This window comes from Flavobacterium luteolum (assembly GCF_027111275.1).
In the GTDB taxonomy this organism is placed as follows: Bacteria; Bacteroidota; Bacteroidia; order Flavobacteriales; family Flavobacteriaceae; genus Flavobacterium; species Flavobacterium luteolum.
The window spans coordinates 2,772,654-2,797,124 of record NZ_CP114286.1 but is presented as its reverse complement, the minus strand read 5'-3'; the positions used below and the strand labels follow the sequence as shown (position 1 = coordinate 2,797,124).

The following is a 24,471-nucleotide window of genomic DNA, read 5'->3' as shown; positions in this document are numbered from 1 at the left end:
TTAATACAAATATAGTAGAATTACCTAAAATAAAACAAAAACAAGCTATTAGTATTTAAAAATATAAGTCATTTCGAAATAATATTTAATTAAACCGAGATTTTAAAACCGCTCTTACTAAAATTTCGTTAATAACTAAATACCAGTTAACTGAAAAACCAATGTTGTTAACCTAATAAAAAACTTGATTATGAAAAACGAAGTTAAAATTCATAAAGTTAACCCTTCACTGAATAGCAGAAGGAGCTTTCTTAAGCTCAGCGGATTAACATTAATGACCACAGGTCTGGTTTTGGCTGGCTGTAGCGATAATGATAACAACAATGATATGCCAGACACTTCTTTGCCAGGAGTAAGAAATGGTGTTTTTGATTTAGGCTCCGGAGATTTTGGAGTATTATCGTATGCTTATGCTCTAGAACAATTAGAAGCCGACTTTTATACTAAAGTTGTTAATGCAAGTAGTTTTAACACTGTATTTAGCAGTCTTGAACGCGAAGTTTTGACTGATTTATACCATCACGAAGTGGTTCACAGAGATTTCTTCAAAGCTGCATTAAATGGAGCACTTCCCGATCCAAGTTCACAATTACTTCCTTCTTTAGCCTTTAATTATGGTTCTTTAAATTTCAACAGCCGCACCGAAGTTCTAGCTACTGCAAAAGCACTAGAAGATACTGGCGTTGCTGCTTATAACGGAGCAGGAAGATTAATTAAAACAGCAGACTACTTATTATTAGCCGGAAAAATTGTTTCAGTTGAAGCCAGACACGCGGCCGCAATAAGAAGTTTAATCAATCCGAATTCGAAAGATTTTGCCGGAGACGATATTGTAAATATGTCAACAGGTTTAGATGACGCAAAAGATCCATCTAAAATCCTACCGATTGCTGCTGGTTTTATTACCACAAAATTTACAGCTAAATACTTGCCTTAATCTTAACCGCTAAAACTTAGAAATTATGAACATTTTAAAATTTATAGAATCCTTTACTGATGATAATTTGATGAATAGCACTGGTTCTCGAAGAGACAGTTTTACACAGTTTGGGAATATTGGAAAAAATTTAGCTTTAGCATCAATTCCATTCGGATTGTCAGCTCTCACCAATAAAGCTTTCGCAAAAGACATTACAGCAACACCGGCAACACCTATTGGAGCTTTGCAATTTGCGCTGACCTTAGAATATCTTGAAAACGAATTTTACGCCATGGCTTTAGATTCTGGCGTAATTCCGGCTTCTGAAAATGGCGGGCGTGATTTAAAAGTATTTCAGCAAATAGCGGCACACGAATCTGATCATGTTAAATTTTTAATTGCAGGTTTAGGCGGTACAGCAAGTGCCAATTTCGTTCCTAAACCTACTTTTGACTTTACGGTTGGCGGTGCTTTTGATCCTTTTCATGATTACCCAACATTTTTGGCTTTAGCACAAGCATTTGAAGATACTGGAGTTCGAGCCTACAAAGGACAAGCTGCTAACTTAATTACTACACCCGATTTATTGACTGCAGCATTGCAGATTCATTCTGTTGAAGCACGTCATGCTTCTGAAGTTAGACGACTAAGAGGTTTAAAAGGATGGATCTCTAATGCCGAACGAGGTGCTGGCATGCCTGCAGCAACACAAGCAGTTTATGATGGCGAAGGCGTAACCATGCAAGCAGGATTTAATACAGCAACTGCTTTTGGACCTGCAGCAGGCTCAGAAGCTTATGATGAGCCACTTACAACTCAGCAGGTTGTAGACATCGCTAATATATTTATCGTATAATTACTTTTTTCTCTAAATATTTAACCGTCTTGACATTATTGTAGAGACGGTTTTTTTATTCATTAATTAATTAAAAAACTGAACCCCTGATTTTCAGGATATAAAATATTCTTTTCAGGTATTTGGTTTTAAAATAATTAATTGTACTTTTGCATCCCCTTTATTGGGGATGGAATGTTTAATTAAAATAATATTATGGACGCATTAAGCTACAAAACAGTTTCAGCTAGCAAAGCCACTGTAACTAAAGAGTGGATTGTTGTTGACGCTGAAGGTCATAACTTAGGACGTCTTGCTTCTAAAGTTGCAATGATTTTAAGAGGTAAGTACAAGCCTAGTTACACACCGCACGTTGACTGTGGAGATAACGTAATTGTTATCAACTCAGAAAAAATTAACCTTACAGGTACAAAAATGAATGACAAAATTTACATGCGTCATACAGGTTACCCAGGAGGACAAAGAACTTTAACTGCTAAAGTATTGCAAGCTAAAAATCCAGCTGCATTAGTAGAAAAAGCTGTAAAAGGTATGTTACCTAAGAACAAATTAGGAGCTGAACTTTTTAGAAATCTAAATGTTGTTGTAGGAGCTGAGCACAAACATGGAGCTCAAAAACCTAGAACTGTTAACCTAAATGATCTTAAGTAATGGGAGTTATTCACAAAATCGGTAGAAGAAAAACCGCTGTTGCACGTGTATATGTTTCTGAAGGAACTGGAAACATCACTGTAAACAAAAAAGAATTCGCAACTTACTTTCCAACTGCAACTTTACAATACAAAGTTTTACAGCCGCTTTCTATGACAGAAAACGCTGGTAACTTTGACGTTAAAGTAAACGTTTACGGAGGTGGTACAACTGGTCAGGCAGAAGCTGTAAGAATGGCATTAGCACGCGTAATGTGTGAAGTTAACGCTGAAAACAGAGGAATCCTTAAACCAGAAGGTTTATTAACAAGAGACCCAAGAATGGTTGAACGTAAGAAATTCGGTCAGAAGAAAGCTCGTAAGAGATTCCAGTTCTCTAAACGTTAATATTACCTGTCTTGTTCAAATGGGACAAGACATTATCAATTATTTATTGAAATTAAAAAACACAGTTATTGTTGCTCTCCTATCGAGGTAGGATATAGTTTAGCATCTAAATGTATAAAGCCAGAGAAATCGCCATTTATACATTGCTAATCAACAGAACGTAAACTAGTACAAAAATGGCAAACAAAATAGAAGTAAAAGAATTACTAGAAGCAGGTGTTCACTTCGGACACATGACTAGAAAATGGGATCCAAATATGGCTCCTTACATTTATATGGAGCGTAATGGTATTCACATTATCAATCTATATAAAACTGCAGCTAAAATTGAAGAGGCTAACGAAGCTTTGAAAAAAATCGCTGCATCAGGTAGAAAAATCTTATTCGTAGCTACCAAAAAACAAGCAAAAGACATCGTTGCTGATAAAGCAAAAGCTGCAAACATGCCTTACATCACTGAAAGATGGCCAGGTGGAATGTTGACTAACTTCGTAACTATCAGAAAGGCAGTTAAAAAAATGTCTTCTATTGATAAAATGAAGAAAGATGGTACTTTCAACACTTTATCTAAAAAAGAGCGTTTACAAGTTGATCGTCTACGTGCTAAATTAGAGAAAAACTTAGGTTCAATTGCTGATATGTCTAGATTACCTGCAGCATTGTTCGTAGTAGATATCAAAGCTGAACACATCGCAATAAAAGAAGCTCAAAAATTAAACATTCCAGTTTTCGCAATGGTTGATACGAATTCTGACCCAAGAGAGGTTGATTACGTGATTCCTGCAAATGATGATGCTTCTAAATCAATTGACAAAATTTTATCTTTAGTAACTACTGCAGTAATCGAAGGTCTTTCTGACAGAGGTGCTGAAAAAGAAGTTGAAGCTACTGAAGAAGCTCCTGCTGTTGAGGCTGAAGCTGCTGCTCCTGCAACTGAAGAATAAATCAAAATTTAAATTCCAAATTTTAAATTCCAAAATCCAACCAGAATTAAAAACGTTATGTTGATAATTTATTAAAATTGGAGTTTGGGATTTAAAAGCTGGAATTTTTTACTTTTAAAAACATATTAAAACTTAAAATATTATGGCAACAATTACTGCTGCAGACGTAAATAAATTAAGACAATCTACAGGTGCCGGAATGATGGACTGTAAAAAGGCTTTAGTTGAAGCTGAAGGTGATTTCGATAAAGCTATCCAAATCCTTAGAGAAAAAGGACAAAAAGTTGCTGCTAACCGTTCTGACCGTGAGTCTTCTGAAGGAGCTGCTGTTTCTTTTATCAATGCTGACCAAACTAAAGGAGCTATCATCACTTTAAACTGCGAAACTGACTTCGTAGGTAAAAATGAAGCTTTCGTAACTTTAGCTAAAGATTTAGTTGAAAGAGCTATCAACTTCTCTAATAAAGAAGAATTTTTAGCTTCTGATTTCAACGGAATCACTGTTGCTGAAAAATTAATCGAGCAAACTGGTGTTATCGGTGAGAAAATCGAAATCGGTGGTTTCGAAATTTTAGAAGGTGCTTACGTTGGATCTTATGTTCACGTTAATAAAATTGCTGCTTTAACTGCAATTTCTGCTCCAGTTGCTAACGCTGAAGCTTTAACAAAAGACGTTTCTATGCAAGTTGCTTCTATGGGAGCTGATACATTATCTTACAAAGATTTTGATCCTGCTTTCGTTGAATCTGAACTTGCTGCTCGTATTGCTGTAATCGAAAAGGACAATGAAGAAGCTGCACGTTTAGGAAAAACTTTAAAAAATGTTCCTAAATACATCTCTTTCTCTCAATTAACTCCTGAGGTTATCAAACAAGCTGAAGAAGATGCAAAAGCTGAATTAAAAGCTGAAGGTAAACCAGAGCAAATCTGGGATAAAATTCTTCCAGGTAAAGTTCAACGTTTTATCTCTGACAACACTACTTTAGATCAAGAGAAAGCTCTTTTAGATCAAAACTTCATCAAAGATGACAGTAAAAAAGTTGGTGATTACGTAAAAGGATTCAATGTTGAAATTACAGGTTTCAAAAGAGTTACTTTAGGTTAATATATTATTTTCAATATTAAAAAGCCCGAATATCTATTTATTCGGGCTTTTTTATTTTTAGCTTTCAATTGGAAAATTCCTTGCTCTCATCAATGCATCAGATTGTGGCGCATGACCCCTGAAATTTTCATACATTTCTTCATTATCAATAGTATTTCCAACGCTTAAAACGGTTTTGTAAAGACGTTTAGAAATCACTTTGTCAAAAGGACCGTTTCCTTCCAAAAATGCCTCATATGCATCTGCATTAATCACATCTGCCCATAAATAACTGTAATATCCCGCTGCATACCCATCGCTCGAAAAAATATGAGCAAACTGCGGAATTCTGTGCCTCATTACAATTTCTGACGGCATACTAATTTCACTTAAGATTTTCTTCTCAAAAGCATGCGGATCGACTGTTTCGGTTGTTAAATGCAGTTCCATGTCCACAAACGAACTTGAAATTGTCTCAACTGTTGCGAAACCTTCGTTAAAATTGGCCGCCTTTCCTATTCTTTCTACCAATGATTGCGATAAAGGCTCTTTAGTTTTATAATGAAGCGCAAATTTATTCAAAACCTCAGGCGTTGCTAACCAATGTTCTAATAATTGCGAAGGAAACTCTACATAATCTCTCGCAACTGAAGTCCCAGAAAGGCTCGGATAAGTTACATTCGAACATAATCCGTGTAAAGCATGTCCAAATTCATGAAATAAAGTAGTTGCATCATCCCACGAGATTAAAACGGGTTCATCACTGTTTCCTCTAATAAAATTGCAATTGTTTGACACAATAGGAAGCACGTTACCTTTTATTTTCTGCTGGTCTCTATGCGAATTCATCCACGCCCCTGAACGTTTTCCAGTACGAGCATAAGGATCAAAATACCATAAGCCAATTGGTTCTTCCGTATTTTTATTATTCACTTCCCAAACACGAACATCTGGATGATAAACAGGAAGGTCAAATAATTGTTTAAAACCTAAATCGAACAATTCGCTAGCTGTCCAGAACATTCCTTCTCGTAAATTTTCCAGTTGCAAATATTGCTTGATTTCATTTTGATCTAAATCATATTTTGCTTTTCGTACTTTTTCTGCATAATAGCGGTAATCCCAAGGCTGAATTTTAAAATTCCCCCCTTCTCTATTCGCCATTTCCTGCATATCCGAAACATCGTTTTTTACTTTCTCTACTGCAGGCTTCCATACCGAATGCATCAGATCTAATGTTTTCTGAGGATCTTTAGCCATTTTGTTTGACAAACTCCACTCAGCAAAGTTTTTAAAGCCTAAAATCTTCGCTTTTTCGGATCTTAATCTCAGAATCGACACAAGTGTTTCATTGGTGTCATTTTCGTTCTTATTATCGCCACGTTTTACGAAAATATCAAAAGCTTTTTCTCTTAAATTTCTTCTGTTCGAGAAAGTCAGAAAAGGCTCAATTGAAGATCTTGTATTTCCAATACATCCTAAAATCTTTAGATTTCTTTCTTTCGCTTCTGCAATTGCTGCATTCTTAAATTCCTCCGGCAAACCATCAAAATCAGCTTCTGTCTCTAACTCTATATATTGATCGTTTTCTTCTGCCAATAACTTTTGACTAAAAGCGGTAAAAAGCGTTGCTAATTCCTGATTGATCTTAGCCACTTTATCTTTATCCTTTTCTTCTAGCTCCGCTCCTTCTCTAACAAAGTCCCTGTAATAAAGCCAAAGCACGCGTTGCTGTTCCTTAGTTAAATCCTTCTTTTCATCCGATTTATACAAGGCTTCAATTCTAGAAAATAGTTTGTTATTTTGATATAGTTTATCATTAATCTCTGCCAATTTTGGCGACATTTCAGTATCAACAACATTAAATTCTGAAGTACTTAGATTAGATCTATAAATACCATAAACCGCATGAATTCGATCTAATTTTGTACCCGAAAGCTCTAAAGCTTCAATGGTGTTTTCAAATGTAGGCTTTTGTGGATTATTCGCAATTGCATCAATCTCTTCTAATTTTTCTTTGATCGCAAATTCTATTGCGGGTTTAAAATCTGAAATTTTATATGCCGTAAAATCTGGAATACCTCCATATGGACCAGACCAATCTTTTAGCAATGAATTATCTAACTCTATTGGTGTTTTCATAAAAAATACATTAATTAAATTTGTGCAAAATTTCAATCAGAAAAAGAGCAACAGAATCTCAAAATTAACCAATCGAAAGCAAACTTCATACGCCAATAGATTATAAAAATTAATCTGCTTCTAAGATTTAAAAAGAAATAGTTTATTTTTGAAATACCAATTTAAAAATAACATGTTTAAAACCAGAAAAGAAATTGTTTTTGTAATTTTAGCAGGAATATTTATTACCAATGCCGTTGTGGCTGAGTTAATTGGAGGAAAGCTAATTCAAATTGGTCCTTTTGTAATGAGTATCGGAATTTTGCCTTGGCCAGTTGTATTTCTAACTACCGATTTGATTAATGAATATTTTGGCGAAAAAGGTGTAAAAAAACTTTCTTTCATTACAGCTTGTTTGATTGCTTATGCTTTTCTGATACTTTTTATGGCAATTGTTATTCCCGCCGCAAAAGGAATCAGCCCAGTAAACGACAGTCAGTTTGAAGCTGTTTTTGGCCAAAGTATGTGGATTATCATCGGAAGTTTAATTGCCTTCATGGCTTCTCAGCTGATTGATGTATGGATTTTTTGGTTTTTTAAAAACAGAACTGGCGAGAAAAAAATATGGCTAAGAACTACTGGTTCTACTGTTATTTCGCAATTGTTTGATTCGTTTATTGTTCTAGGAATTGCTTTTTGGCTTCCAGGAAAAATTGATTTTGACACATTTATATCTTCGGGATTAATAGGATATACTTTTAAATTAGCAATTGCTATTTTATTAACTCCAGCAATTTATTTAGGACATCATCTGATTAAAAAATATTTGGACGAAGATCCTGCACACAAAGGATAAAAAACAATAACATATTTAGGTCATGAAAAAAAATTACTTGCTTATTTTATTCTCTGTTACCTATTTCTTTTTAAGCTGTGGTAATGACGAAAAAAAACAGCCTAAAAAAGCCATTCAATCTGTTAATAAATTAACACCTGCACCTATAAAAAAGAATCCTAAAATTTCATCCAAAAGCATTACTGCTTCAAGAGAGATTGAATCTCAAAAAAACAGTTTACAAAATACTTTTGCTGTGAAAAACAAAATTGAAATTAAAACTGCTTCACCAGAATTATTAAACAAAACAGAAAAACCTGTTGATATAAAAAAAGAGGCAAATGATAAACTAGTTAATTTTGTTAACCTTCGCAAGATATTCGACAAATGCAAACTAGGCCAAACCTTAAGCCAAAAGCAATTGACCGAAAATTTTGAAATCCCGAAAGAAGCTGTTAAACTCGTAAAAAGCGTCACAAGAACAGCCGAAAACGAATTGGCCGTAAAATGGCAGTCTACTTGGTTTGTCGAAAAAGTATCTGACGCAGAACTTGAAGACGGTAAAATGAGAGTGGTTTTTAAGGCCAATAAAATGTACACTTCTGGCAATGCAATTGGTATTAAATACAACAAAAAAGTGTACAACAACCTAGTTATAATTGGACGTTCGGCTTACATTCCGAGTGTAAAAGGATATAGCTGGCAAATTGGAAGATAAATTAGAATTACAAAAAATGGAACCAATAAGATGCGGCTGGTGTTCTGCCAGCGATTTATATAAAAAATATCATGATGAAGAATGGGGAACTCCTGTTTACGACGACCCAACTATTTTTGAATTTTTAATTCTAGAAACTTTTCAAGCTGGATTAAGCTGGATTACCATTTTAAACAAAAGAGAAAACTTTAAAACAGCTTTTGATAATTTTGATTATAAAAAGATTGCCAATTATTCTGAGGATAAAATCGAAGAATTAATGCAGGATACAGGAATTATTCGCAATAAACTTAAAATCAACTCTGCTGTCACAAACGCTCAGGCTTTTATGAAAATCCAGGAAGAATTTGGAACATTTTCTGATTATATCTGGAAATTTACCGACGGAAAACCAATTGACAATAATCCAAAGACTTTGAAAGACGTTCCAGCAACCACTCCAATTTCTGACGCCATTAGCAAAGATTTAAAAAAACGCGGATTCAAATTTGTTGGCTCAACTGTTATTTATGCTCACATGCAAGCAACCGGAATGGTCAATGATCATGTAGAAGATTGCTTTACTCGAAAAGGCAAATAACAGCAGTTTTCAGTCACAGTTTTCAGTTTTTTTGAACTTGAAACCTGAAACTTGGAACTTTCAAACAAAATTTTATTACATTTGCTTCACACTTTAGGGGTGTCTGCATCGCGCAGGCTGAGATTTTACCCTCTGAACCTGATCTAGTTCATACTAGCGTAGGGAAAAGTAAGATGACTTCTTGAACGCATTTCTATGCGTCATTGTAGCCATTCCTAAGGTGTATCTATACACTAAACTCAAAAGGAATGGAACTAAAAATCAATCAACAAACCAAACAATTCAATGCTGAATCGCTAAGCGTTCAATCATTGCTCGATCTCGAAATTCCGCACAAACAAAACGGAATTGCTGTTGCTGTTAACAATACCGTTGTTCCAAAACTCAAATGGAACGAATTCTTCGTACAAGAAACTGACGAAATTCTGATTATTTCTGCTACGCAGGGAGGATAGAATAAAATTCCAATTATATACCGGGCGTAGACGCACTGCAGTGCGTCTCTACAATTCACATCTTACATTTTACAATATACAAGCTATGACAAACGAAGAACAAATATCAAGAACCCCATTTCCGAATTCTAAAAAAGTTTATATCGATGGAGAAATTCATCCTATAAAAGTAGCAATGCGTGAGATAACTTTAAGCGACACTAAACTTTCGAATGGCGGAATAGAAAAAAATCCTCCTGTAACGGTTTATGACACTTCTGGAGCTTATACAGATCCAAATATCGAAATTGATATTAGAAAAGGATTACCACGCTTACGCGAAAGTTGGATCCTTGACCGAAATGATGTCGAAGTTTTAAATGAAATCACCTCAGATTATGGCTTAAGCCGATTAAAAGATGAAAGTCTGAATCACCTTCGTTTTGAATATTTGCATCAGCCAAAACGTGCTAAACAAGGCGCAAATGTAACACAGTTATACTACGCTAAACAAGGCATTATTACTCCAGAAATGGAATATATCGCTATTCGCGAAAATCAACGTATTGAACTTTTAAACGAACAAACTAAAGCCATGCAATGCCAACACAGTGGTCATAGTTTTGGCGCCAATACTCCAAAAAATAAAATCACTCCAGAATTTGTGCGCTCTGAAGTTGCTTGCGGAAGAGCTATTATTCCAAACAATATCAATCATCCAGAAAGCGAACCTATGATTGTAGGCCGTAATTTCTTGGTGAAAATTAATGCTAATATTGGAAACAGTGCTGTGACTTCAAGCATTGAAGAAGAAGTTGAAAAAGCCGTTTGGGCTTGTCGTTGGGGGGCTGATACGATTATGGATTTATCAACGGGAAAAAATATTCATGAAACCAGAGAATGGATTATCCGTAATTCTCCTGTTCCAATCGGAACCGTTCCGATTTATCAGGCATTAGAAAAAGTAAAAGGAATTGCAGAAGATTTGACTTGGGAAATTTTCCGCGATACTTTAATTGAACAAGCAGAGCAAGGTGTTTCATACTTCACAATTCATGCTGGAGTTTTGCTTCGCTATATTCATTTAACAGCCAATCGCGTTACAGGAATTGTATCTCGAGGGGGATCAATTATGGCAAAATGGTGCTTATTTCATCATAAAGAAAACTTCTTGTACACGCATTTTGAAGAAATCTGCGAAATCATGAAACAATATGATGTTGCATTTTCTCTTGGAGATGGTTTACGTCCTGGCTCGATTGCAGATGCCAATGACGCAGCTCAATTTGCTGAATTAGAAACTTTAGGCGAACTGACAAAAATTGCTTGGAAACACGATGTTCAGGTTTTTATTGAAGGGCCAGGACACGTACCAATGCACATGATTAAAGAAAACATGGACAAGCAATTGGAGCACTGTCATGAAGCGCCATTTTACACTTTAGGCCCTTTAACAACTGATATTGCGCCAGGTTACGATCACATCACATCGGCAATTGGAGCTGCTATGATTGGCTGGTATGGCTGTGCAATGTTGTGTTATGTAACACCAAAAGAGCATTTAGGGTTACCGAATAAAAAAGACGTAAAAGATGGTGTGATTACCTATAAAATTTCTGCTCATGCTGCCGATTTGGCAAAAGGTCATCCAGGAGCGCAATATAGAGACAATGCTTTAAGTAAAGCTCGTTTTGAATTCCGTTGGGAAGATCAATTTAATTTGGCACTTGATCCAGATACAGCACGAGAATTTCACGATGAAACACTTCCTGCTGATGGTGCAAAAGTCGCACACTTCTGTTCGATGTGCGGACCGAAATTCTGTTCTATGAAAATATCTCAGGAAATTAGGGATGTCGCTGCTGCAGAAAAAGGAATGCAGGAGAAATCAGAGGAATTTATTGAGCAAGGGAAAGAGATTTATATTTAAGTGAAAAGATAATAGAATCAAGAAGAAAGAGATGATTGTGATCACAAATCCTTTTTTTATTGAAGATGAAATTCAAATGCTGAATTCTTTATTGGAAGAAGGATTGTCTTTGCTTCATATTCGAAAACCTGATTTTTCAGAATTAGAAATGGCTCAGTTTATTGATCAGATAAAATTAGAATTTCGGTCGAATCTTATTTTGCACAATCACCATCGGTTAGCCGAAGATCTTGGTATTGACCGATTTCATTTTTCTGAGAAAGAGAGAAAAGAATTTCCTGCAAAGTTTCCAAAACCTTGCAGGATTAAATCAGAATCATTTTCAACTTCAACACATTCAATTGAAGATTTTAATTCTCTTGAAAATTTTGATTACGCGTTTTTAAGTCCCGTTTTCAAAAGTATTTCTAAAGAAAATTATTATCCTGAAAAAGATCTTTTTGAAGAATTAAAATCACGCAGAAATCAACATACAAAAATCATTGCTTTAGGCGGAATTGATGCAGAAAACATTCAAAAAACCCTAGAAAATGGTTTTGACGATGTGGCACTTTTAGGAAGCATTTGGAATAACAAAAATCCGTTAAAACAATTTAAATTATGTCAGCAGATCGCCCTTTCGTACTCACAATCGCAGGTTTAGATCCATCTGGAGGTGCTGGAATTTTGGCTGATATCAAGACATTTGAACAGCATAAAGTGACTGGTTTCGCTATTTCGACAGCCAATACAATTCAGACTGAAAATCAGTTTTATGAAATTCAATGGACCGATCTGAGTTTTGTAATTCGTTCAATTGAAACACTATTTGCAAACTATAAAATCAGTGCGGTAAAAATAGGAATTGTTGCTTCTTTGTTTGACTTAAATCAGATTCTTTCGACAATAAAAAAGCTTTCTCCTTCAACAAAAATCGTTTGGGATCCAGTTTTAAAATCGACTACTAAATTTGAATTTATGAATATCGAAAGCCATATGAATTTACATAACATACTTTCAAAAATCGATTTGATCACACCAAATTATGATGAAATGGCAATATTATTCCCTTATACTGATTTGAAAAGTTATTGGAAAGAAAACCAAATCCCAACTCGTATTCTACTTAAAGGAGGTCACAACAAAACAGCATTGGGAACTGATCTTTTATTTCTAGAAAATGAAATCTTAGAATTAACTCCGTCAAATAAAAATTGCTTCGAAAAACATGGTTCAGGCTGTGTTCTTTCATCTGCAATTGCATCAAACTTAGCTCTAAATCAACCCTTATTTGAAGCCTGCAAAAACGCTAAAATCTATATTGAAAACTATCTAAGCTCAACTACAACTTTAATTGGATATCATTATGTATAACAAATTACAATATATCTCTCAAGGCGAAACAGTCGAAAAACAATTGTACAACATTCAGCAAGCACTTGACACTGGTTGCAGATGGGTACAAATGCGATTTAAAAACCAAAACCAAAAAGATGTTTTCACTTTAGCGGAAGCGGTAAAACCTTTGTGCGAAGAATATCTTGCGAATTTTATTGTAAACGACGATTTGCATCTCGCAAAACAAATTGCCGCTGACGGAGTCCACTTAGGATTAACCGATACAAAAATCGACGAAGCAAGAGCAATTTTAGGTTCAACCAAAATTATCGGAGGAACTGCCAATACTTTTGAAGATATTGAAAATCATGTAAAAAACGGTTGTGATTATATTGGATTGGGGCCTTTTAGATTTACCGCAACAAAAGAAAAACTGAGTCCGATTTTGGGTTTATCAGGTTACTATGAGATTCTTCAAAAACTAAAAAAAAATAAAATCGATATTCCTGTTTATGCCATTGGGGGCATTACACTACGTGATGTAAATCCGTTAATGGAAACTGGAATTTTCGGAATTGCCGTGTCTGGAATCATTACTGAAAGTGATGAAAAGGAAAAATTAATTCAACAATTAAACGAAAAATTATATGCAGACATCATTGTTTAATATAGGAGATAAAACCTTTAAATCCCGCTTGTTCCTCGGAACTGGGAAATTTGGTTCTAATGAGGAAATGGAAGATGCTGTTTTAGCTTCAGAAAGCGAATTGGTTACTGTAGCATTAAAACGTATCGATCTTGAAACCGACACAGATGCTATTTTATCACATTTAAATCATTCAAATATCAATTTGTTACCCAATACTTCGGGAGCAAGAAATGCCAAAGAAGCTGTTTTCGCTGCACAACTGGCACGTGAAGCTCTAGAAACCAATTGGGTAAAACTAGAAATTCATCCTGATCCGAAATATTTAATGCCAGATCCGATTGAAACTTTAAAAGCAACAGAAGAATTGGCTAAACTCGGTTTTATTGTACTTCCGTACATTCACGCCGATCCTGTTTTGTGCAAACATTTAGAAAGCGTGGGAACTGCTGCAGTAATGCCTTTGGGTTCACCAATTGGAAGCAATAAAGGTCTAAAAACAATAGATTTCCTAGAAATTATCATTGAACAAAGTACTGTTCCTGTTATTGTAGATGCTGGAATTGGAGCACCTTCTGATGCTGCAAAAGCAATGGAAATTGGTGCTGATGCAGTTTTGGTGAATACCGCAATTGCCGTTGCTGGAAATCCGAAATTAATGGCTGAGGCTTTTAGAGAAGCTGTAATTGCAGGAAGAAAAGCTTTTGAGGCGAAGATTGCTAATCAGCAGAATTATGCTTCGGCTTCTAGTCCTTTGACTTCTTTTCTTTATGAATAAAAATTTAACCGCAAAGTTCGCAAAGAAAAGCGCTAAGAACGCAAAGCTTTGCGAACCTTGCGTAAATCTCCGCGCACTTTGCGGTTAATAACCATGAAAACATTTAAATCTATTTTTGAGCAATACAATTGGGATAAAATCCAATCTAGAATATATAAAACTACATCAAAAGATGTCGAACGCACTTTGGCAAAAACCAAATACAACCTCGATGATTTTTTGATTCTAATTTCTCCTATTGCTCAAAATTATTTAGAGCAAATGGCCCAAAAATGCCATGAAATTACCAAGAAACGTTTCGGAAAAACGATCCAAATGTACGCTCCATTATATCTAAGCAACGAATGCCAAAATATTTGCACCTATTGCGGATTTAGCTTAGACAATAAAATCAAAAGAAAAACCCTTTCTGATGCTGAAATAAAACTAGAAGTTGAAGCCTTAAAAAAAACTGGTTTTGATCATGTTTTATTGGTTACAGGCGAAGCAAATTATACGGTAAACATTAATTATTTTCTAAATGCAATTGATTTAATTAGAAAAGATTTTTCTATTATTTCTGTCGAAGTACAGCCACTTTCTACAGAAGATTATCAGCGTTTGCATGATGCGGGAGTCTATTCGGTTTTAGTTTATCAGGAAACATATCATCAGGAAGTTTATAAAAAGTATCATACCAAAGGTAAAAAGTCAAACTTCGATTATCGACTGGAAACTCCTGATAGAATTGGAACTGCGGGTATTCATAAAATTGGTTTAGGCGTTTTATTAGGTTTGGAAGACTGGCGAACAGATAGTTTTTTTAATGCTCTGCATTTAGATTATCTTCAGAAGAAATATTGGCAGACAAAATATTCTGTTTCCTTTCCGCGTCTGCGTCCTGCTGAAGGTATTATCGAACCAAATTTTATTATGGATGATAAGGATTTGACACAATTAATCTGCGCTTATCGTTTATGGAATGAAGATTTAGAAATTTCGATTTCTACTCGCGAAAATGAAAAATTTAGAAACCATATTATTCCGATTGGCGTTACAAGTATGAGTGCTGGTTCTAAAACAAATCCTGGTGGTTATGTTGTCGATCCGCAATCTTTGGAACAATTCGAAATCAGCGATGAACGTTCTGCAGAAGAAATTTCAAAAATTATAAAAAATGCAGGTTATGAACCAGTTTGGAAAGATTGGAACAAGGCTTATAGTTGAAATGTTTCAAGTTTCAAGTTTCAAGTTTGAAAATTTAACATTTTACAATTCACAATTCACAATTAAAAAAATGAGTGTTATACAAGAATTTTTACGTTACAACAGACAAACTATTCTGCCTGAAATTGGCGATGAAGGGCAAGAAAAATTAAAAAAAGCTAGAGTTTTAGTAATTGGCGCAGGCGGTTTGGGCTGTCCAATTTTACAATATATTGCAACTGCAGGAGTTGGTTTTATCGGAATCATGGATTTTGATACGATTGAAATTCACAATCTTCACAGACAGATTTTGTATACCGAAAATGAAATTGGTCAGCACAAATCAATTGTCGCAAAAGATGTGGTTTCAAAACTAAATCCGCTTATTGAAGCTGTTGCGATTAATGAAAAATTAACTGCTGAAAATGCATCGGAAATCATTCAGCAATATGATATTGTTGTCGATGGTTCCGATAATTTTTCTACTCGTTATTTAGTCAATGATACTTGTGTTCAGCTTAATAAACCTTTAGTTTACGGAAGCATTTTAAAATTTGAAGGTCAGATTGCAGTTTTTAATCATAACGGAAGTAAAAATCTTAGAGATTTATTTCCTGAAATGCCCGATCCAAAAGATGTTCCGAACTGCAATTTGAATGGTGTTTTGGGAACTCTGCCAGGAATTATAGGCAACATGATGGCGCACGAAACCTTAAAATTGATTTTAGAATTACCAACTTTAAAAAATGAATTGGTTATTTTTAATACCTTAAACTGGAACTTTATAAAACTGAATTTCTAGAAAACAACCTCATCGCCTACTCTGATAATTCCAGAATTCAAACTCACAATATTGGTTCCAAATAAAACAGAATTATCTACATTTCTGTATTTGCTTAAAGTTTTTAAAGGTTCTTTTTTCAAACGTCCATTCTCCGGATCATTGTTTACCATAACACATCTTCCGCAGGGTTTTATGTTTTTAAATTGAACATCTCCTATCGCAAAAGTCTTAAAATCATCTTCTTCATGAGGATTTTCGGTACTTACGACAATGTTTGGGCGAAATCTTTTGATGGTAATTTTTTCATCCAATTTGTCATTCAAAAAATCCAAACTTTTGGATCCAATTAATAAGTATGGATAACCATCTGCCAAGCTCACATTGAATGTTTCTTTTAATTTGGAACTTTCATGTTTACGAGCTCCATTTTTAAGTATTTTAACCAATTTACAATCAAAACCTAAATGCTGACTAAACCATTTTGAAGTTTCAAGATTCACCTCAACCACTTCACTTTTATCATCCCAAACATTAACTTCTATTACATTTTCTAAATGCTCAGCAACAGAAAATTCATGCCTTTGATCCTGAAAAGTAATGCTAATTCTTCCTTGTGAGATCTGCGGATAAAACTGACTCATAATGCGATGTTCTCTTTGTGTAAGCATTTGATTTTCTGCATCAATGAGCATCCAGCGGCGATCGTTTTCAAATCCCATTTCTTCAGCTTTTGCAGATTCAAGACTAATTCCTGCCAAACTTTTTATCGGATAAATATAAATTTCTTTTACACTGTAAATTGCACTCATTTTCTATTTACTTTTTAAAATAGACATAAACTCTTCACGATCAATTTCTCGGCAGCCTAAGCTCTCCAAATGCGGATTGTAAACCTGGCAATCCAATAATTTATAATTTTCTTTCTTCAAATATAAAGCTAAAGCAATAAAAGCTGTTTTTGAAGCATTTGAAACTTTAGAGAACATACTTTCTCCACAAAAAACATCTCCCAAATCAATTCCATACAAACCGCCAACCAAAACATCATCTTGCCAGACCTCAACAGATTTAGCGACTCCTTCCTCATTCAATTTGCAGTACGCATTTATCATTTCATCAGAAATCCAAGTCCCATTTTGGCCTTCACGTTTTATCTGCTGGCAATTTGAAATTACTTCTCTGAAATTTTTGTTATAAGTGACCTTAAACATTTTTTTGTTGAGAATCTTTTTCATGCTTTTGGATATCACCAATTCATCAAAAAACAATACCATTCTAGGATCTGGTGCCCACCAAAGAATTGGTTCTCCCTCATTAAACCAAGGAAAAATACCGCTTTTGTAAGCTAATAGCAAACGTTCTGAACTCAGATCGCCTCCAATTGCCAAAACACCTTCTTCATCTGCTTCTGTAACTGGCGGAAAAAATAAATCGTTGAATAAATAGTACATTTTTAAAAATAATCAATTTTTGAATTCCAATAATAAAATTCCAAATACCAATGTTTCATAATCTTATTATTTCCGTATGAAAAACAAATCTTTGTGGAGTTACTTGCGAAGATTTCTCCTTCGTCGAAATGACAAAACTATGAGTAAGTTTTTTTTATTCTTTAATCAAAAATAAAATTCCAAATTCCAAATTCACGAGAATGAATTGGAATTTGGAATTTAGTAAATTGAATTTTAAACGCTTAGAACGGTAAATCGTCTGGTTCGTCTTCGTTTAAATTTGTTGCTGGAGCAAAAGTTTCTGCTGCTGGCATTGGAGCTCCTTGTGCAGGTCCTTCTGCTGCTAATCTTTCGATTCTCCAACCTTGAATACTATTGAAATATCTAGTTTCTCCTTGCGGATTAACCCATTCTCTTCCTCTTAAATTGATAGAAACTTTTACTGCATCTCCTTGTTTATAGCTACTCAACAAATCGCATTTATCTTGTGTAAATTCGATTAAAATATGTTGTGGATACTGCTCCTCAGTAGTAACAACTAACTCTCTTTTTTTGAATGAGGCACTAACTTGCTGCTCTGGGTTAACCACTTTTACTTTTCCTGTAACTTCCATCTTCGTCTATATTAATTATTGTTTCTATTTTTTTATTTTTTAGCTAAAAGCACTTTCCAAGCCGATTCTACATCGCCACTATCCAAGTATTTTTTGGCTTCTAAATGTACTTTTTTCTGGTCGTCTGAGCTTAAAACTCCTTTGACTGCAAAATTTGCTTTCACAAATATACTAACTTCTTCTTTTGTAGGCAAGGTTTCAACATTTCCTAATTTTCCTAAATCATTCCCATCAAAAACAGGGCTTTCTTTTACAAAATCTGGTATCGCATCTACGCCTACTCCCAATGTTGTCAGGGGTTTTGCTACTTCAAAAAGCCCTTGATTAGATCTTGAATACCAATTATTTCCAAGTCTTGAAACCAAGTCAATTTTATGCTGATCAATCGCTCCATTTTCATCTAAAATCGATTCGTCAATATGAATTTTGACAACTTCACATAAAATCAAATTTCCTGCTCCTCCTTCTGTTCCTAACGGAATAATCTGCGTAATCTTGCATTCAAACTGAACTGGAGATTCTTTTACGCGATATGGTTTTACTAAATCAGAAGGAATTTGAGTTAATCCAGCTTTAATAAATTCGTTTACTCCGTCTCCATATTCTGTACTTGCTAAAGAAGTTTGCTGCACAATATCGTAGTTAACGACATTTATTACCACTTCTCGTGTTGCTTCAGCGTTGATTAAAGTATGTTTAATGGTATTATCACGAACACGCCTTGATGGCGAAAAAACCAAAATTGGCGGATTGGCACTAAACACATTAAAGAAACTAAACGGAGATAAATTTGGAACTCCAGCTTCGCTAATTGTGCTTGCAAAAGCAATAGGTCTAGGTCCGATTGAACTCTGCAGATAGCCTTGCAATTTGGCTGTTGGAATCTCTTTTGGGTTAACGCTGATCATACTTTAAAATTTAGACAGAATCTCATTTTAGCAGCTACAAAAGTATTGAAATGGTTTAATTCGAAGAAATAGTTTTGCAGATAAAAACGAAAAAATCTTTCTATATCGGCAAAATATAAAATGTGTATATTTCGTTATATTTATACCTCAAAAAAAACTGATATGTCTTTTTCTGAAAGAACAAATACAACCCGCTGGATTATTATTTCGGTATGTTTTATAATCATTTCTCTAATTCTTTGGAACACTTACACTTTCTTCCAAATTTTTAAAAACGAGGAACGTTTGAAAATGAACCTTTTTGTGAAGGCACAAATTACAATCGTTAACGCCGATGAGAATACTGATGTAGAACTTCCTCTCCAGATTTTCAACAATAATACTTCGATTCCAGGTATAATAATGTTGTATGATAAAGTAGTAAGTGCAGTAAATGTTCCTGATGAAATTCTTAATGATAAGAAAAAACTAACTGCTTTCTTGAATAAGTTAAAAAATGAAAACGAGCCTATTACTTTTGAATATGCTCCAGGGAAATATCAGACGTTATATTACGGAAACTCTTCATTACTAAACAAACTTAAATACTACCCGATTGCGCTGCTTCTGATTATATTTTTATGCATTGCTTTAATTTACAACTTCTATAAAAGTACCAAAATGGCAACCCAAAACAAACTTTGGGCAGGAATGGCAAAAGAAACAGCACATCAGATTGGAACACCGCTATCTTCATTAATTGGCTGGGTCGAAATATTAAAAACCGAAGATATTGATCCATCAATTAGTACTGAAATCGAAAAAGATATTGAACGTTTGCAAACTATTACTGATCGTTTTTCTAAAATTGGTTCTGTACCCGTTTTAGAACTTCATGATATTGTAGAAGAAACAAAAACGGCTTATGAGTATTTGCAATCTCGTTTTTCCAAGCAGGTCGCGTTTTCGTTTCAAGCTCCAAACGAACCTATTCTAGCTATGATAAATCCAACGCTGCATAGCTGGACTATCGAAAATTTAGTTAAAAATGCCATTGATGCCATGAAAGGAAAAGGAACCTTAGATCTTTATATCGAACAGGATGCAAATCATGTAAAGATTAACATTAAAGATTCTGGAACTGGAATTCCAAAAAAACAATTTAAAACCATTTTTGAAACTGGTTTTACGACTAAAAAACGCGGTTGGGGACTTGGACTTTCTTTAACTAAAAGAATTGTCGAGGAATATCACAACGGAAAAATAAAAGTACTGAATTCTGAAATTGGGAAAGGAACTACTTTTCAGATTTCATTAAATAAAAAAGTGCAATAATAATTTTTACTGCACTTTAGTCATCTTTTTTGTTAGACTGATCGAAGTCGAAGTCTTATAAATTTGATTGAATATCTTTTGCCAAAGCTTCAAATTCTTCTTTTGAAAGTGAAACTTTATCAATAAAACGCATTTCGTCCATGTGTTTTAACGGAATCAAATGTACGTGTGCATGAGGCACTTCAAGTCCAACAACTGCTATTCCGATTCTTTTGCATGGAACTGTTTTTTCTAAAGCTGCTGCCACTTTTTTAGAAAATTTCATTAAACCTAAATACAGTTCTTCGTCCATATCAAAAATCTTATCGATTTCTTGTTTCGGAATACAAAGCGTGTGTCCTTTAGCATTAGGATTTACATCCAAAAATGCTAAATAGTTTTCGTCTTCAGCGATTTTGTATGCCGGAATTTCTCCGTTTACTATTTTAGTGAATATTGATGCCATTGTTTATTTGTGTAATCGGTTAAACGAATAAACGATTAACCAGTTAAACTAAGATTTAGTCTCTTGAGATTTCTAGAATTTCAAATTTTAAAACCCCATTAGGAACTGTAATTTCAGCTACTTCTCCAACAGATTTCCCTAACAATCCTTTTCCGATAGGAGAAGTTACAGAGATTTTTCCTGTTTTTAAATCTGCCTCACTTTCTGCAACAAGAGTATATTTCATCTCCATTCCGTTACTTTGGTTTTTGATTTTTACATTCGATAAAACCAAAACTTTAGAAACATCTAATTGAGATTCGTCTATTAATCTTGCATTTGCATAAACTTCTTCAAGTTTAGAAATTCTCATTTCTAATAAACCTTGCGCTTCTTTTGCTGCATCATATTCTGCATTTTCAGACAAGTCACCTTTATCTCTTGCATCTGCAATATCTTGAGATGCTTTTGGACGCATTACACTTTTTAAATGCTCCAATTCATCTTTTAATTTTTTTAATCCTTCTGCTGTATAATAAGATACTTTACTCATAACTTCATCGTTTATATAAATACAAAAAATCCCATCGCGACGGGATTTTCTTACCACAAATATACTATAATTTTTAATAGTACATAATTATATGTTAATCATATAGATTTCAAATCTAAATAAATTATTTTTGTTTTAACTAATTCTTATTCAAATAATGAAAAAAATCTGGTTCTTTATAGCGTTTACAGCTGTTTTATTCTCTTGCAGTGACAATAATAGAAGTAATAACAATCCGTACATTCCTAACTATTCGATAAACGCGTATCTGGACACTAATCTTCCAACTTATAATAAATTAATATATCCGAGTAATCCAGTTTACGTTGCCAATTTTGGTGCAAAAGGTATCATTGTAATGAAAACTGGAGAAGGAACTTACACCGCTTTTGATGCAGCTTGTCCGAATCAAGCCTTAACTTCGTGCACTGCAATGACAATTGACGGAATTTATGCTGTATGTTCTTGCGATAAAACTCAATATAATTTATTTACAGGACTTGGCGGAAAAGAATATCCGATGAAACAATATCGTGTCGAATCTTCTGGGACTGTAATTCACGTATACAATTAAAAACAAAAAAGCCTGAAAATATTTTCAGGCTTTTTTTGTGTCTTAACTTCATTAGAATTTCAAACTCAAACCAATTAAGAAGTTTGTTCCCGCTTGCGGATAATAGTATGGGTAAACGTCCCACATTGCTCCGTTTGAAACATATTTCTTGTCGAAAATATTATTTACCAAAGCTGTAATCGTTATCGATTGGAAAATCGTTTTTGGCTTTATTTCGTAAGATGCATTAAAATCGTTTACGAAGTAATCTGCCAGTTTAGCTGCTGGAAGTTCAATATTGTTCATGTATTGTTCTCCAACATATTTTTGCAGTAACGAAAGATACAATCTCTCCATAGGTTTATACACAATAACGTTTCCTGCAATTACTTCTGGAGAATAGGCAATTTTTGTTGTTCCGTAAAATTCACCATCAACAGCCAAATCTACGTTTTTATTGCTGCTCAACGTAAAGTTTGGTCTTAAAGTAAATTTTTCAGAAAGTGCAATTGTGGCATCGAACTCAAATCCTAAACGGTAGCTTTTCTCTGTATTGGCACGAATCGGGTTTCCAACATCGTCTAATCTTCCCGTTAAAATCAATTGATCTCTATATCCCATATAATAAAGATTCGAATTCAATTGAAATTTCTCTGAATTGAATCTCCATCCTAACTCAAAATCATTCAGTTTTTCCGGTTTTACATTTCCGCCTTCGTAATCTGTTCTATTTGGCTCACGATTTGCTCGAGCATAAGAAAAATACAAAGTGTTTTTTTCATTAAAAGCATAGTTCAAACCAGCTTTCGGATTAAAGAAATTAAAATTATCATCTACCAAACCAGTTTCTTTACTATTTGCTTTATATTTCACATTTCTGTATTGCAAATCTCCGTAGAAACTTAATTTTTCTGTGAATTGATAATTTGCTTTCGCGAAAACATTACCATCCGTTTTTGACGAATAATCATCGTAATAATGAGCTCCTAACGCTGACTGATCTGAATATTGCGCCCAGATTACTTTTCCAAAATGGTCACCTTCGTATTTATTCCAACCGCCACCTAAAATAACATTTAGTTTTTCTGTTACATATTTAGCAGAAAAAGTAGTTCCGTAGAAATCATTATCCAACCATTTTTGACGAATCAAATCGGTTACTGGAACTAAATTTCCATTGTCGTCTTCAACTGTTTTTGTTGGCTTAATTGGTCCATAGCCTTCAACAGGTTCATCTTCTTTATAATTTTCGTAATACCCCTTTCCTTTTGTATAATGAAATGCCAGATTTGTGCTCCATTTATCAGAAATCGATTCACTCCAATGCAATTGATAATGATCCTGATTGTAATTATCGGTTTCGTTATCATAGAAGTGTACATTTCCAGCATCGTCTGTATACATTCCGGCAGAATTAAAAGTACGATCTGTATTAAGAGTTTCTGCATCGATTCCGTTCCAAGATTGATATGTTTTTTGAGTTCCTCCAAAAACTAATGCTTTAATCAAAGTTGTTTTGCCAACATAAGTCCCTTGCAAGAAATATGATTTTAAATCGGCGCTTCCGCGATCAATATATCCGTGTGTTTTTATTGTAGACAAACGTCCAGCAATTTCAAAATGATCATTTAATAAACCTGTACTAAACTTAACAGTATTTTTAATTGTATTGAATGATCCTGCAGAACTTGAAATCTCACCTGTCGCTTTTCTTGCATAACTATCTGTAAGCATATTTAAACTGGCACCAAAAGCACCTGCTCCATTTGTTGATGTTCCAACTCCGCGCTGTAATTGAAGACTTTCTACAGAAGAAGCAAAATCGGGCATATTAACCCAAAACGTTCCTTGGCTTTCAGCATCATTGTACGGAATTCCGTTTATGGTTACGTTAACACGTGTTGCGTCACTTCCACGAACTCGAATTCCAGTGTAACCAACACCATTTCCTGCATCTGAAGTTGTTACAACCGAAGGAAGATAATTCATTAAAACAGGAATGTCCTGACCTAGATTTCTATACTTAATTTCCTTTTTATCCATATTACTGAAACTCACGGGAGTTTTTGAAGTAACACGAACCGCTGAAACCAATACATCATCAAGCTGATTCACTTTGGAAGAATCTTGCTGTTGTGCAAAAGAAATTAGAGAATAGAAGAAAGAAAATAGAAGAAAGAAAATAGATTTGGTTCTGCTCATTTTTTGAACCTCAGAACCTTTGTATCTTAGCACCTTAGTACCTTCAAAAATAGTTTTCATTCGTAAAGAATTACGAATAAAAGGGGGAATTATTCTTTTGTTAAATTAATAAATGTGTTTCACGACAAAATAAAGTGTGCACGCTCGATAGTGTCGTTTTCCCTTAGCAACATTACTCGCTCAGGTTCTTTGGGTATGATCTCAGCTCGTTATTTGGAGCACCCCTTTGAGACAGTGCAAATTTAGTGTTAAAATATTTAAAACTCCAAAAAAGAAATTCCAAA

At 34.4% G+C, this 24,471-nt stretch carries 27 protein-coding genes and 1 riboswitch; of the genes, 19 read left to right on the top strand and 8 right to left on the bottom strand.

The window, feature by feature from the left end; translation table 11 throughout:
* Positions 1-190: 190 nt before the first annotated feature.
* The 6 genes from OZP10_RS12000 to tsf all read left to right on the top strand — a co-directional run bounded on the left by OZP10_RS12000 (position 191) and on the right by tsf (position 4,861).
* A complete protein-coding gene (locus OZP10_RS12000; protein WP_281631128.1) occupies positions 191-937 on the top strand; it encodes a ferritin-like domain-containing protein in 747 nt (248 codons plus the stop codon).
* A 25-nt stretch (positions 938-962) separates the two neighbouring features.
* Complete coding sequence (locus OZP10_RS11995) at positions 963-1,775, top strand: ferritin-like domain-containing protein (protein ID WP_177210974.1); 813 nt, start codon at positions 963-965, stop codon at positions 1,773-1,775.
* Between the two features lie 195 nt (positions 1,776-1,970).
* Positions 1,971-2,426 (top strand): 50S ribosomal protein L13, encoded by a 456-nt coding sequence (gene rplM / locus OZP10_RS11990; RefSeq protein WP_111379262.1) that lies wholly within the window; start codon positions 1,971-1,973, stop codon positions 2,424-2,426.
* Positions 2,426-2,812, top strand: a complete 387-nt coding sequence (rpsI, locus tag OZP10_RS11985) for a 30S ribosomal protein S9 (RefSeq protein ID WP_035645327.1) — start codon at positions 2,426-2,428, stop codon at positions 2,810-2,812. The genes rplM and rpsI overlap by 1 nt, the downstream gene beginning before the upstream one ends.
* Before the next feature lie 176 nt (positions 2,813-2,988).
* A complete protein-coding gene (rpsB, locus tag OZP10_RS11980) occupies positions 2,989-3,756 on the top strand; it encodes a 30S ribosomal protein S2 (RefSeq protein WP_281631127.1) in 768 nt (255 codons plus the stop codon).
* Positions 3,757-3,898: 142 nt separating this feature from the next.
* Positions 3,899-4,861, top strand: a complete 963-nt coding sequence (gene tsf, locus OZP10_RS11975; RefSeq protein WP_281631126.1) for a translation elongation factor Ts — start codon at positions 3,899-3,901, stop codon at positions 4,859-4,861.
* Positions 4,862-4,918: 57 nt separating this feature from the next.
* Here tsf and OZP10_RS11970 read toward each other — a convergent pair whose 3' ends face one another.
* Complete coding sequence (locus OZP10_RS11970; protein ID WP_281631125.1) at positions 4,919-6,982, bottom strand: M3 family metallopeptidase; 2,064 nt, start codon at positions 6,980-6,982, stop codon at positions 4,919-4,921.
* 172 nt (positions 6,983-7,154) lie between these two features.
* Between OZP10_RS11970 and OZP10_RS11965 the strand changes: the two genes are divergently transcribed.
* From OZP10_RS11965 to OZP10_RS11915, 11 genes are all read left to right on the top strand, one after another.
* A complete protein-coding gene (locus tag OZP10_RS11965; RefSeq protein WP_281631124.1) occupies positions 7,155-7,817 on the top strand; it encodes a queuosine precursor transporter in 663 nt (220 codons plus the stop codon).
* Between the two features lie 22 nt (positions 7,818-7,839).
* Positions 7,840-8,514 carry a hypothetical protein gene (locus OZP10_RS11960; RefSeq protein WP_281631123.1) on the top strand — a complete coding sequence of 225 codons (675 nt, stop codon included), beginning with the start codon at positions 7,840-7,842 and terminating at the stop codon, positions 8,512-8,514.
* Between the two features lie 16 nt (positions 8,515-8,530).
* Positions 8,531-9,094 carry a DNA-3-methyladenine glycosylase I gene (locus OZP10_RS11955; protein WP_281631122.1) on the top strand — a complete coding sequence of 188 codons (564 nt, stop codon included), beginning with the start codon at positions 8,531-8,533 and terminating at the stop codon, positions 9,092-9,094.
* A gap of 85 nt (positions 9,095-9,179) precedes the next feature.
* Positions 9,180-9,276: riboswitch (TPP riboswitch) on the top strand.
* A 66-nt stretch (positions 9,277-9,342) separates the two neighbouring features.
* On the top strand, positions 9,343-9,549 hold the full coding sequence (gene thiS / locus OZP10_RS11950) for a sulfur carrier protein ThiS (protein ID WP_111379268.1): 207 nt from the start codon (positions 9,343-9,345) through the stop codon (positions 9,547-9,549).
* An 85-nt stretch (positions 9,550-9,634) separates the two neighbouring features.
* Complete coding sequence (gene thiC / locus OZP10_RS11945) at positions 9,635-11,458, top strand: phosphomethylpyrimidine synthase ThiC (RefSeq protein WP_281631121.1); 1,824 nt, start codon at positions 9,635-9,637, stop codon at positions 11,456-11,458.
* A gap of 31 nt (positions 11,459-11,489) precedes the next feature.
* On the top strand, positions 11,490-12,101 hold the full coding sequence (locus tag OZP10_RS11940) for a thiamine phosphate synthase (RefSeq protein WP_281631120.1): 612 nt from the start codon (positions 11,490-11,492) through the stop codon (positions 12,099-12,101).
* Positions 12,059-12,811, top strand: a complete 753-nt coding sequence (locus OZP10_RS11935) for a hydroxymethylpyrimidine/phosphomethylpyrimidine kinase (protein WP_281631119.1) — start codon at positions 12,059-12,061, stop codon at positions 12,809-12,811. Before OZP10_RS11940 ends, OZP10_RS11935 begins: the two co-directional genes overlap by 43 nt.
* Positions 12,804-13,442 carry a thiamine phosphate synthase gene (locus tag OZP10_RS11930; protein WP_281631118.1) on the top strand — a complete coding sequence of 213 codons (639 nt, stop codon included), beginning with the start codon at positions 12,804-12,806 and terminating at the stop codon, positions 13,440-13,442. The genes OZP10_RS11935 and OZP10_RS11930 overlap by 8 nt, the downstream gene beginning before the upstream one ends.
* Positions 13,423-14,199 (top strand): thiazole synthase, encoded by a 777-nt coding sequence (locus OZP10_RS11925; protein ID WP_281631117.1) that lies wholly within the window; start codon positions 13,423-13,425, stop codon positions 14,197-14,199. The genes OZP10_RS11930 and OZP10_RS11925 overlap by 20 nt, the downstream gene beginning before the upstream one ends.
* A 93-nt stretch (positions 14,200-14,292) precedes the next feature.
* Positions 14,293-15,405, top strand: a complete 1,113-nt coding sequence (thiH, locus tag OZP10_RS11920; protein ID WP_281631116.1) for a 2-iminoacetate synthase ThiH — start codon at positions 14,293-14,295, stop codon at positions 15,403-15,405.
* Between the two features lie 70 nt (positions 15,406-15,475).
* On the top strand, positions 15,476-16,186 hold the full coding sequence (locus OZP10_RS11915; protein ID WP_177210987.1) for a HesA/MoeB/ThiF family protein: 711 nt from the start codon (positions 15,476-15,478) through the stop codon (positions 16,184-16,186).
* Here OZP10_RS11915 and OZP10_RS11910 read toward each other — a convergent pair.
* From OZP10_RS11910 to OZP10_RS11895, 4 genes are all read right to left on the bottom strand, one after another.
* Complete coding sequence (locus tag OZP10_RS11910; protein WP_281631115.1) at positions 16,183-16,977, bottom strand: MOSC domain-containing protein; 795 nt, start codon at positions 16,975-16,977, stop codon at positions 16,183-16,185. The genes OZP10_RS11915 and OZP10_RS11910 overlap by 4 nt on opposite strands.
* A gap of 3 nt (positions 16,978-16,980) precedes the next feature.
* The gene (gene aat, locus OZP10_RS11905) at positions 16,981-17,619 is read right to left on the bottom strand and encodes a leucyl/phenylalanyl-tRNA--protein transferase (RefSeq protein WP_177210989.1); all 639 of its coding nucleotides are present in this window, start codon (positions 17,617-17,619) and stop codon (positions 16,981-16,983) included.
* 242 nt (positions 17,620-17,861) lie between these two features.
* Positions 17,862-18,233, bottom strand: a complete 372-nt coding sequence (locus OZP10_RS11900; protein WP_111367968.1) for a DUF3127 domain-containing protein — start codon at positions 18,231-18,233, stop codon at positions 17,862-17,864.
* A gap of 32 nt (positions 18,234-18,265) precedes the next feature.
* Complete coding sequence (locus OZP10_RS11895) at positions 18,266-19,141, bottom strand: flavin reductase family protein (protein ID WP_281631114.1); 876 nt, start codon at positions 19,139-19,141, stop codon at positions 18,266-18,268.
* Positions 19,142-19,303: 162 nt separating this feature from the next.
* Between OZP10_RS11895 and OZP10_RS11890 the strand changes: the two genes are divergently transcribed.
* Positions 19,304-20,455, top strand: coding sequence for a sensor histidine kinase (locus OZP10_RS11890; RefSeq protein ID WP_281631113.1), 1,152 nt, complete (start codon positions 19,304-19,306; stop codon positions 20,453-20,455).
* A 55-nt stretch (positions 20,456-20,510) separates the two neighbouring features.
* Here the strand turns inward: OZP10_RS11890 and OZP10_RS11885 are convergent, their stop codons facing one another.
* A complete protein-coding gene (locus OZP10_RS11885) occupies positions 20,511-20,900 on the bottom strand; it encodes an HIT family protein (protein WP_281631112.1) in 390 nt (129 codons plus the stop codon).
* A 55-nt stretch (positions 20,901-20,955) separates the two neighbouring features.
* Positions 20,956-21,432: a transcription elongation factor GreA gene (greA, locus tag OZP10_RS11880; protein ID WP_111288069.1), complete on the bottom strand. Its 477-nt coding sequence runs from the start codon at positions 21,430-21,432 to the stop codon at positions 20,956-20,958.
* A 157-nt stretch (positions 21,433-21,589) separates the two neighbouring features.
* On the opposite strand from greA, the gene OZP10_RS11875 reads away from it, so the two are divergent.
* Positions 21,590-22,006: a Rieske (2Fe-2S) protein gene (locus OZP10_RS11875; RefSeq protein WP_281631111.1), complete on the top strand. Its 417-nt coding sequence runs from the start codon at positions 21,590-21,592 to the stop codon at positions 22,004-22,006.
* 51 nt (positions 22,007-22,057) lie between these two features.
* Here OZP10_RS11875 and OZP10_RS11870 read toward each other — a convergent pair whose 3' ends face one another.
* A complete protein-coding gene (locus OZP10_RS11870) occupies positions 22,058-24,247 on the bottom strand; it encodes a TonB-dependent receptor (RefSeq protein ID WP_281631110.1) in 2,190 nt (729 codons plus the stop codon).
* Positions 24,248-24,471 lie beyond the last annotated feature (224 nt).

Coding starts and splice junctions, on each gene's coding strand:
- OZP10_RS12000 (WP_281631128.1), top strand. CDS start 191: ATGAAAAACGAAGTTAAAATTCATAAAGTTAACCCTTCACTGAATAGC.
- OZP10_RS11995 (WP_177210974.1), top strand. CDS start 963: ATGAACATTTTAAAATTTATAGAATCCTTTACTGATGATAATTTGATG.
- rplM (WP_111379262.1), top strand. CDS start 1,971: ATGGACGCATTAAGCTACAAAACAGTTTCAGCTAGCAAAGCCACTGTA.
- rpsI (WP_035645327.1), top strand. CDS start 2,426: ATGGGAGTTATTCACAAAATCGGTAGAAGAAAAACCGCTGTTGCACGT.
- rpsB (WP_281631127.1), top strand. CDS start 2,989: ATGGCAAACAAAATAGAAGTAAAAGAATTACTAGAAGCAGGTGTTCAC.
- tsf (WP_281631126.1), top strand. CDS start 3,899: ATGGCAACAATTACTGCTGCAGACGTAAATAAATTAAGACAATCTACA.
- OZP10_RS11970 (WP_281631125.1), bottom strand. CDS start 6,982: ATGAAAACACCAATAGAGTTAGATAATTCATTGCTAAAAGATTGGTCT.
- OZP10_RS11965 (WP_281631124.1), top strand. CDS start 7,155: ATGTTTAAAACCAGAAAAGAAATTGTTTTTGTAATTTTAGCAGGAATA.
- OZP10_RS11960 (WP_281631123.1), top strand. CDS start 7,840: ATGAAAAAAAATTACTTGCTTATTTTATTCTCTGTTACCTATTTCTTT.
- OZP10_RS11955 (WP_281631122.1), top strand. CDS start 8,531: ATGGAACCAATAAGATGCGGCTGGTGTTCTGCCAGCGATTTATATAAA.
- thiS (WP_111379268.1), top strand. CDS start 9,343: ATGGAACTAAAAATCAATCAACAAACCAAACAATTCAATGCTGAATCG.
- thiC (WP_281631121.1), top strand. CDS start 9,635: ATGACAAACGAAGAACAAATATCAAGAACCCCATTTCCGAATTCTAAA.
- OZP10_RS11940 (WP_281631120.1), top strand. CDS start 11,490: ATGATTGTGATCACAAATCCTTTTTTTATTGAAGATGAAATTCAAATG.
- OZP10_RS11935 (WP_281631119.1), top strand. CDS start 12,059: ATGTCAGCAGATCGCCCTTTCGTACTCACAATCGCAGGTTTAGATCCA.
- OZP10_RS11930 (WP_281631118.1), top strand. CDS start 12,804: ATGTATAACAAATTACAATATATCTCTCAAGGCGAAACAGTCGAAAAA.
- OZP10_RS11925 (WP_281631117.1), top strand. CDS start 13,423: ATGCAGACATCATTGTTTAATATAGGAGATAAAACCTTTAAATCCCGC.
- thiH (WP_281631116.1), top strand. CDS start 14,293: ATGAAAACATTTAAATCTATTTTTGAGCAATACAATTGGGATAAAATC.
- OZP10_RS11915 (WP_177210987.1), top strand. CDS start 15,476: ATGAGTGTTATACAAGAATTTTTACGTTACAACAGACAAACTATTCTG.
- OZP10_RS11910 (WP_281631115.1), bottom strand. CDS start 16,977: ATGAGTGCAATTTACAGTGTAAAAGAAATTTATATTTATCCGATAAAA.
- aat (WP_177210989.1), bottom strand. CDS start 17,619: ATGTACTATTTATTCAACGATTTATTTTTTCCGCCAGTTACAGAAGCA.
- OZP10_RS11900 (WP_111367968.1), bottom strand. CDS start 18,233: ATGGAAGTTACAGGAAAAGTAAAAGTGGTTAACCCAGAGCAGCAAGTT.
- OZP10_RS11895 (WP_281631114.1), bottom strand. CDS start 19,141: ATGATCAGCGTTAACCCAAAAGAGATTCCAACAGCCAAATTGCAAGGC.
- OZP10_RS11890 (WP_281631113.1), top strand. CDS start 19,304: ATGTCTTTTTCTGAAAGAACAAATACAACCCGCTGGATTATTATTTCG.
- OZP10_RS11885 (WP_281631112.1), bottom strand. CDS start 20,900: ATGGCATCAATATTCACTAAAATAGTAAACGGAGAAATTCCGGCATAC.
- greA (WP_111288069.1), bottom strand. CDS start 21,432: ATGAGTAAAGTATCTTATTATACAGCAGAAGGATTAAAAAAATTAAAA.
- OZP10_RS11875 (WP_281631111.1), top strand. CDS start 21,590: ATGAAAAAAATCTGGTTCTTTATAGCGTTTACAGCTGTTTTATTCTCT.
- OZP10_RS11870 (WP_281631110.1), bottom strand. CDS start 24,247: ATGAAAACTATTTTTGAAGGTACTAAGGTGCTAAGATACAAAGGTTCT.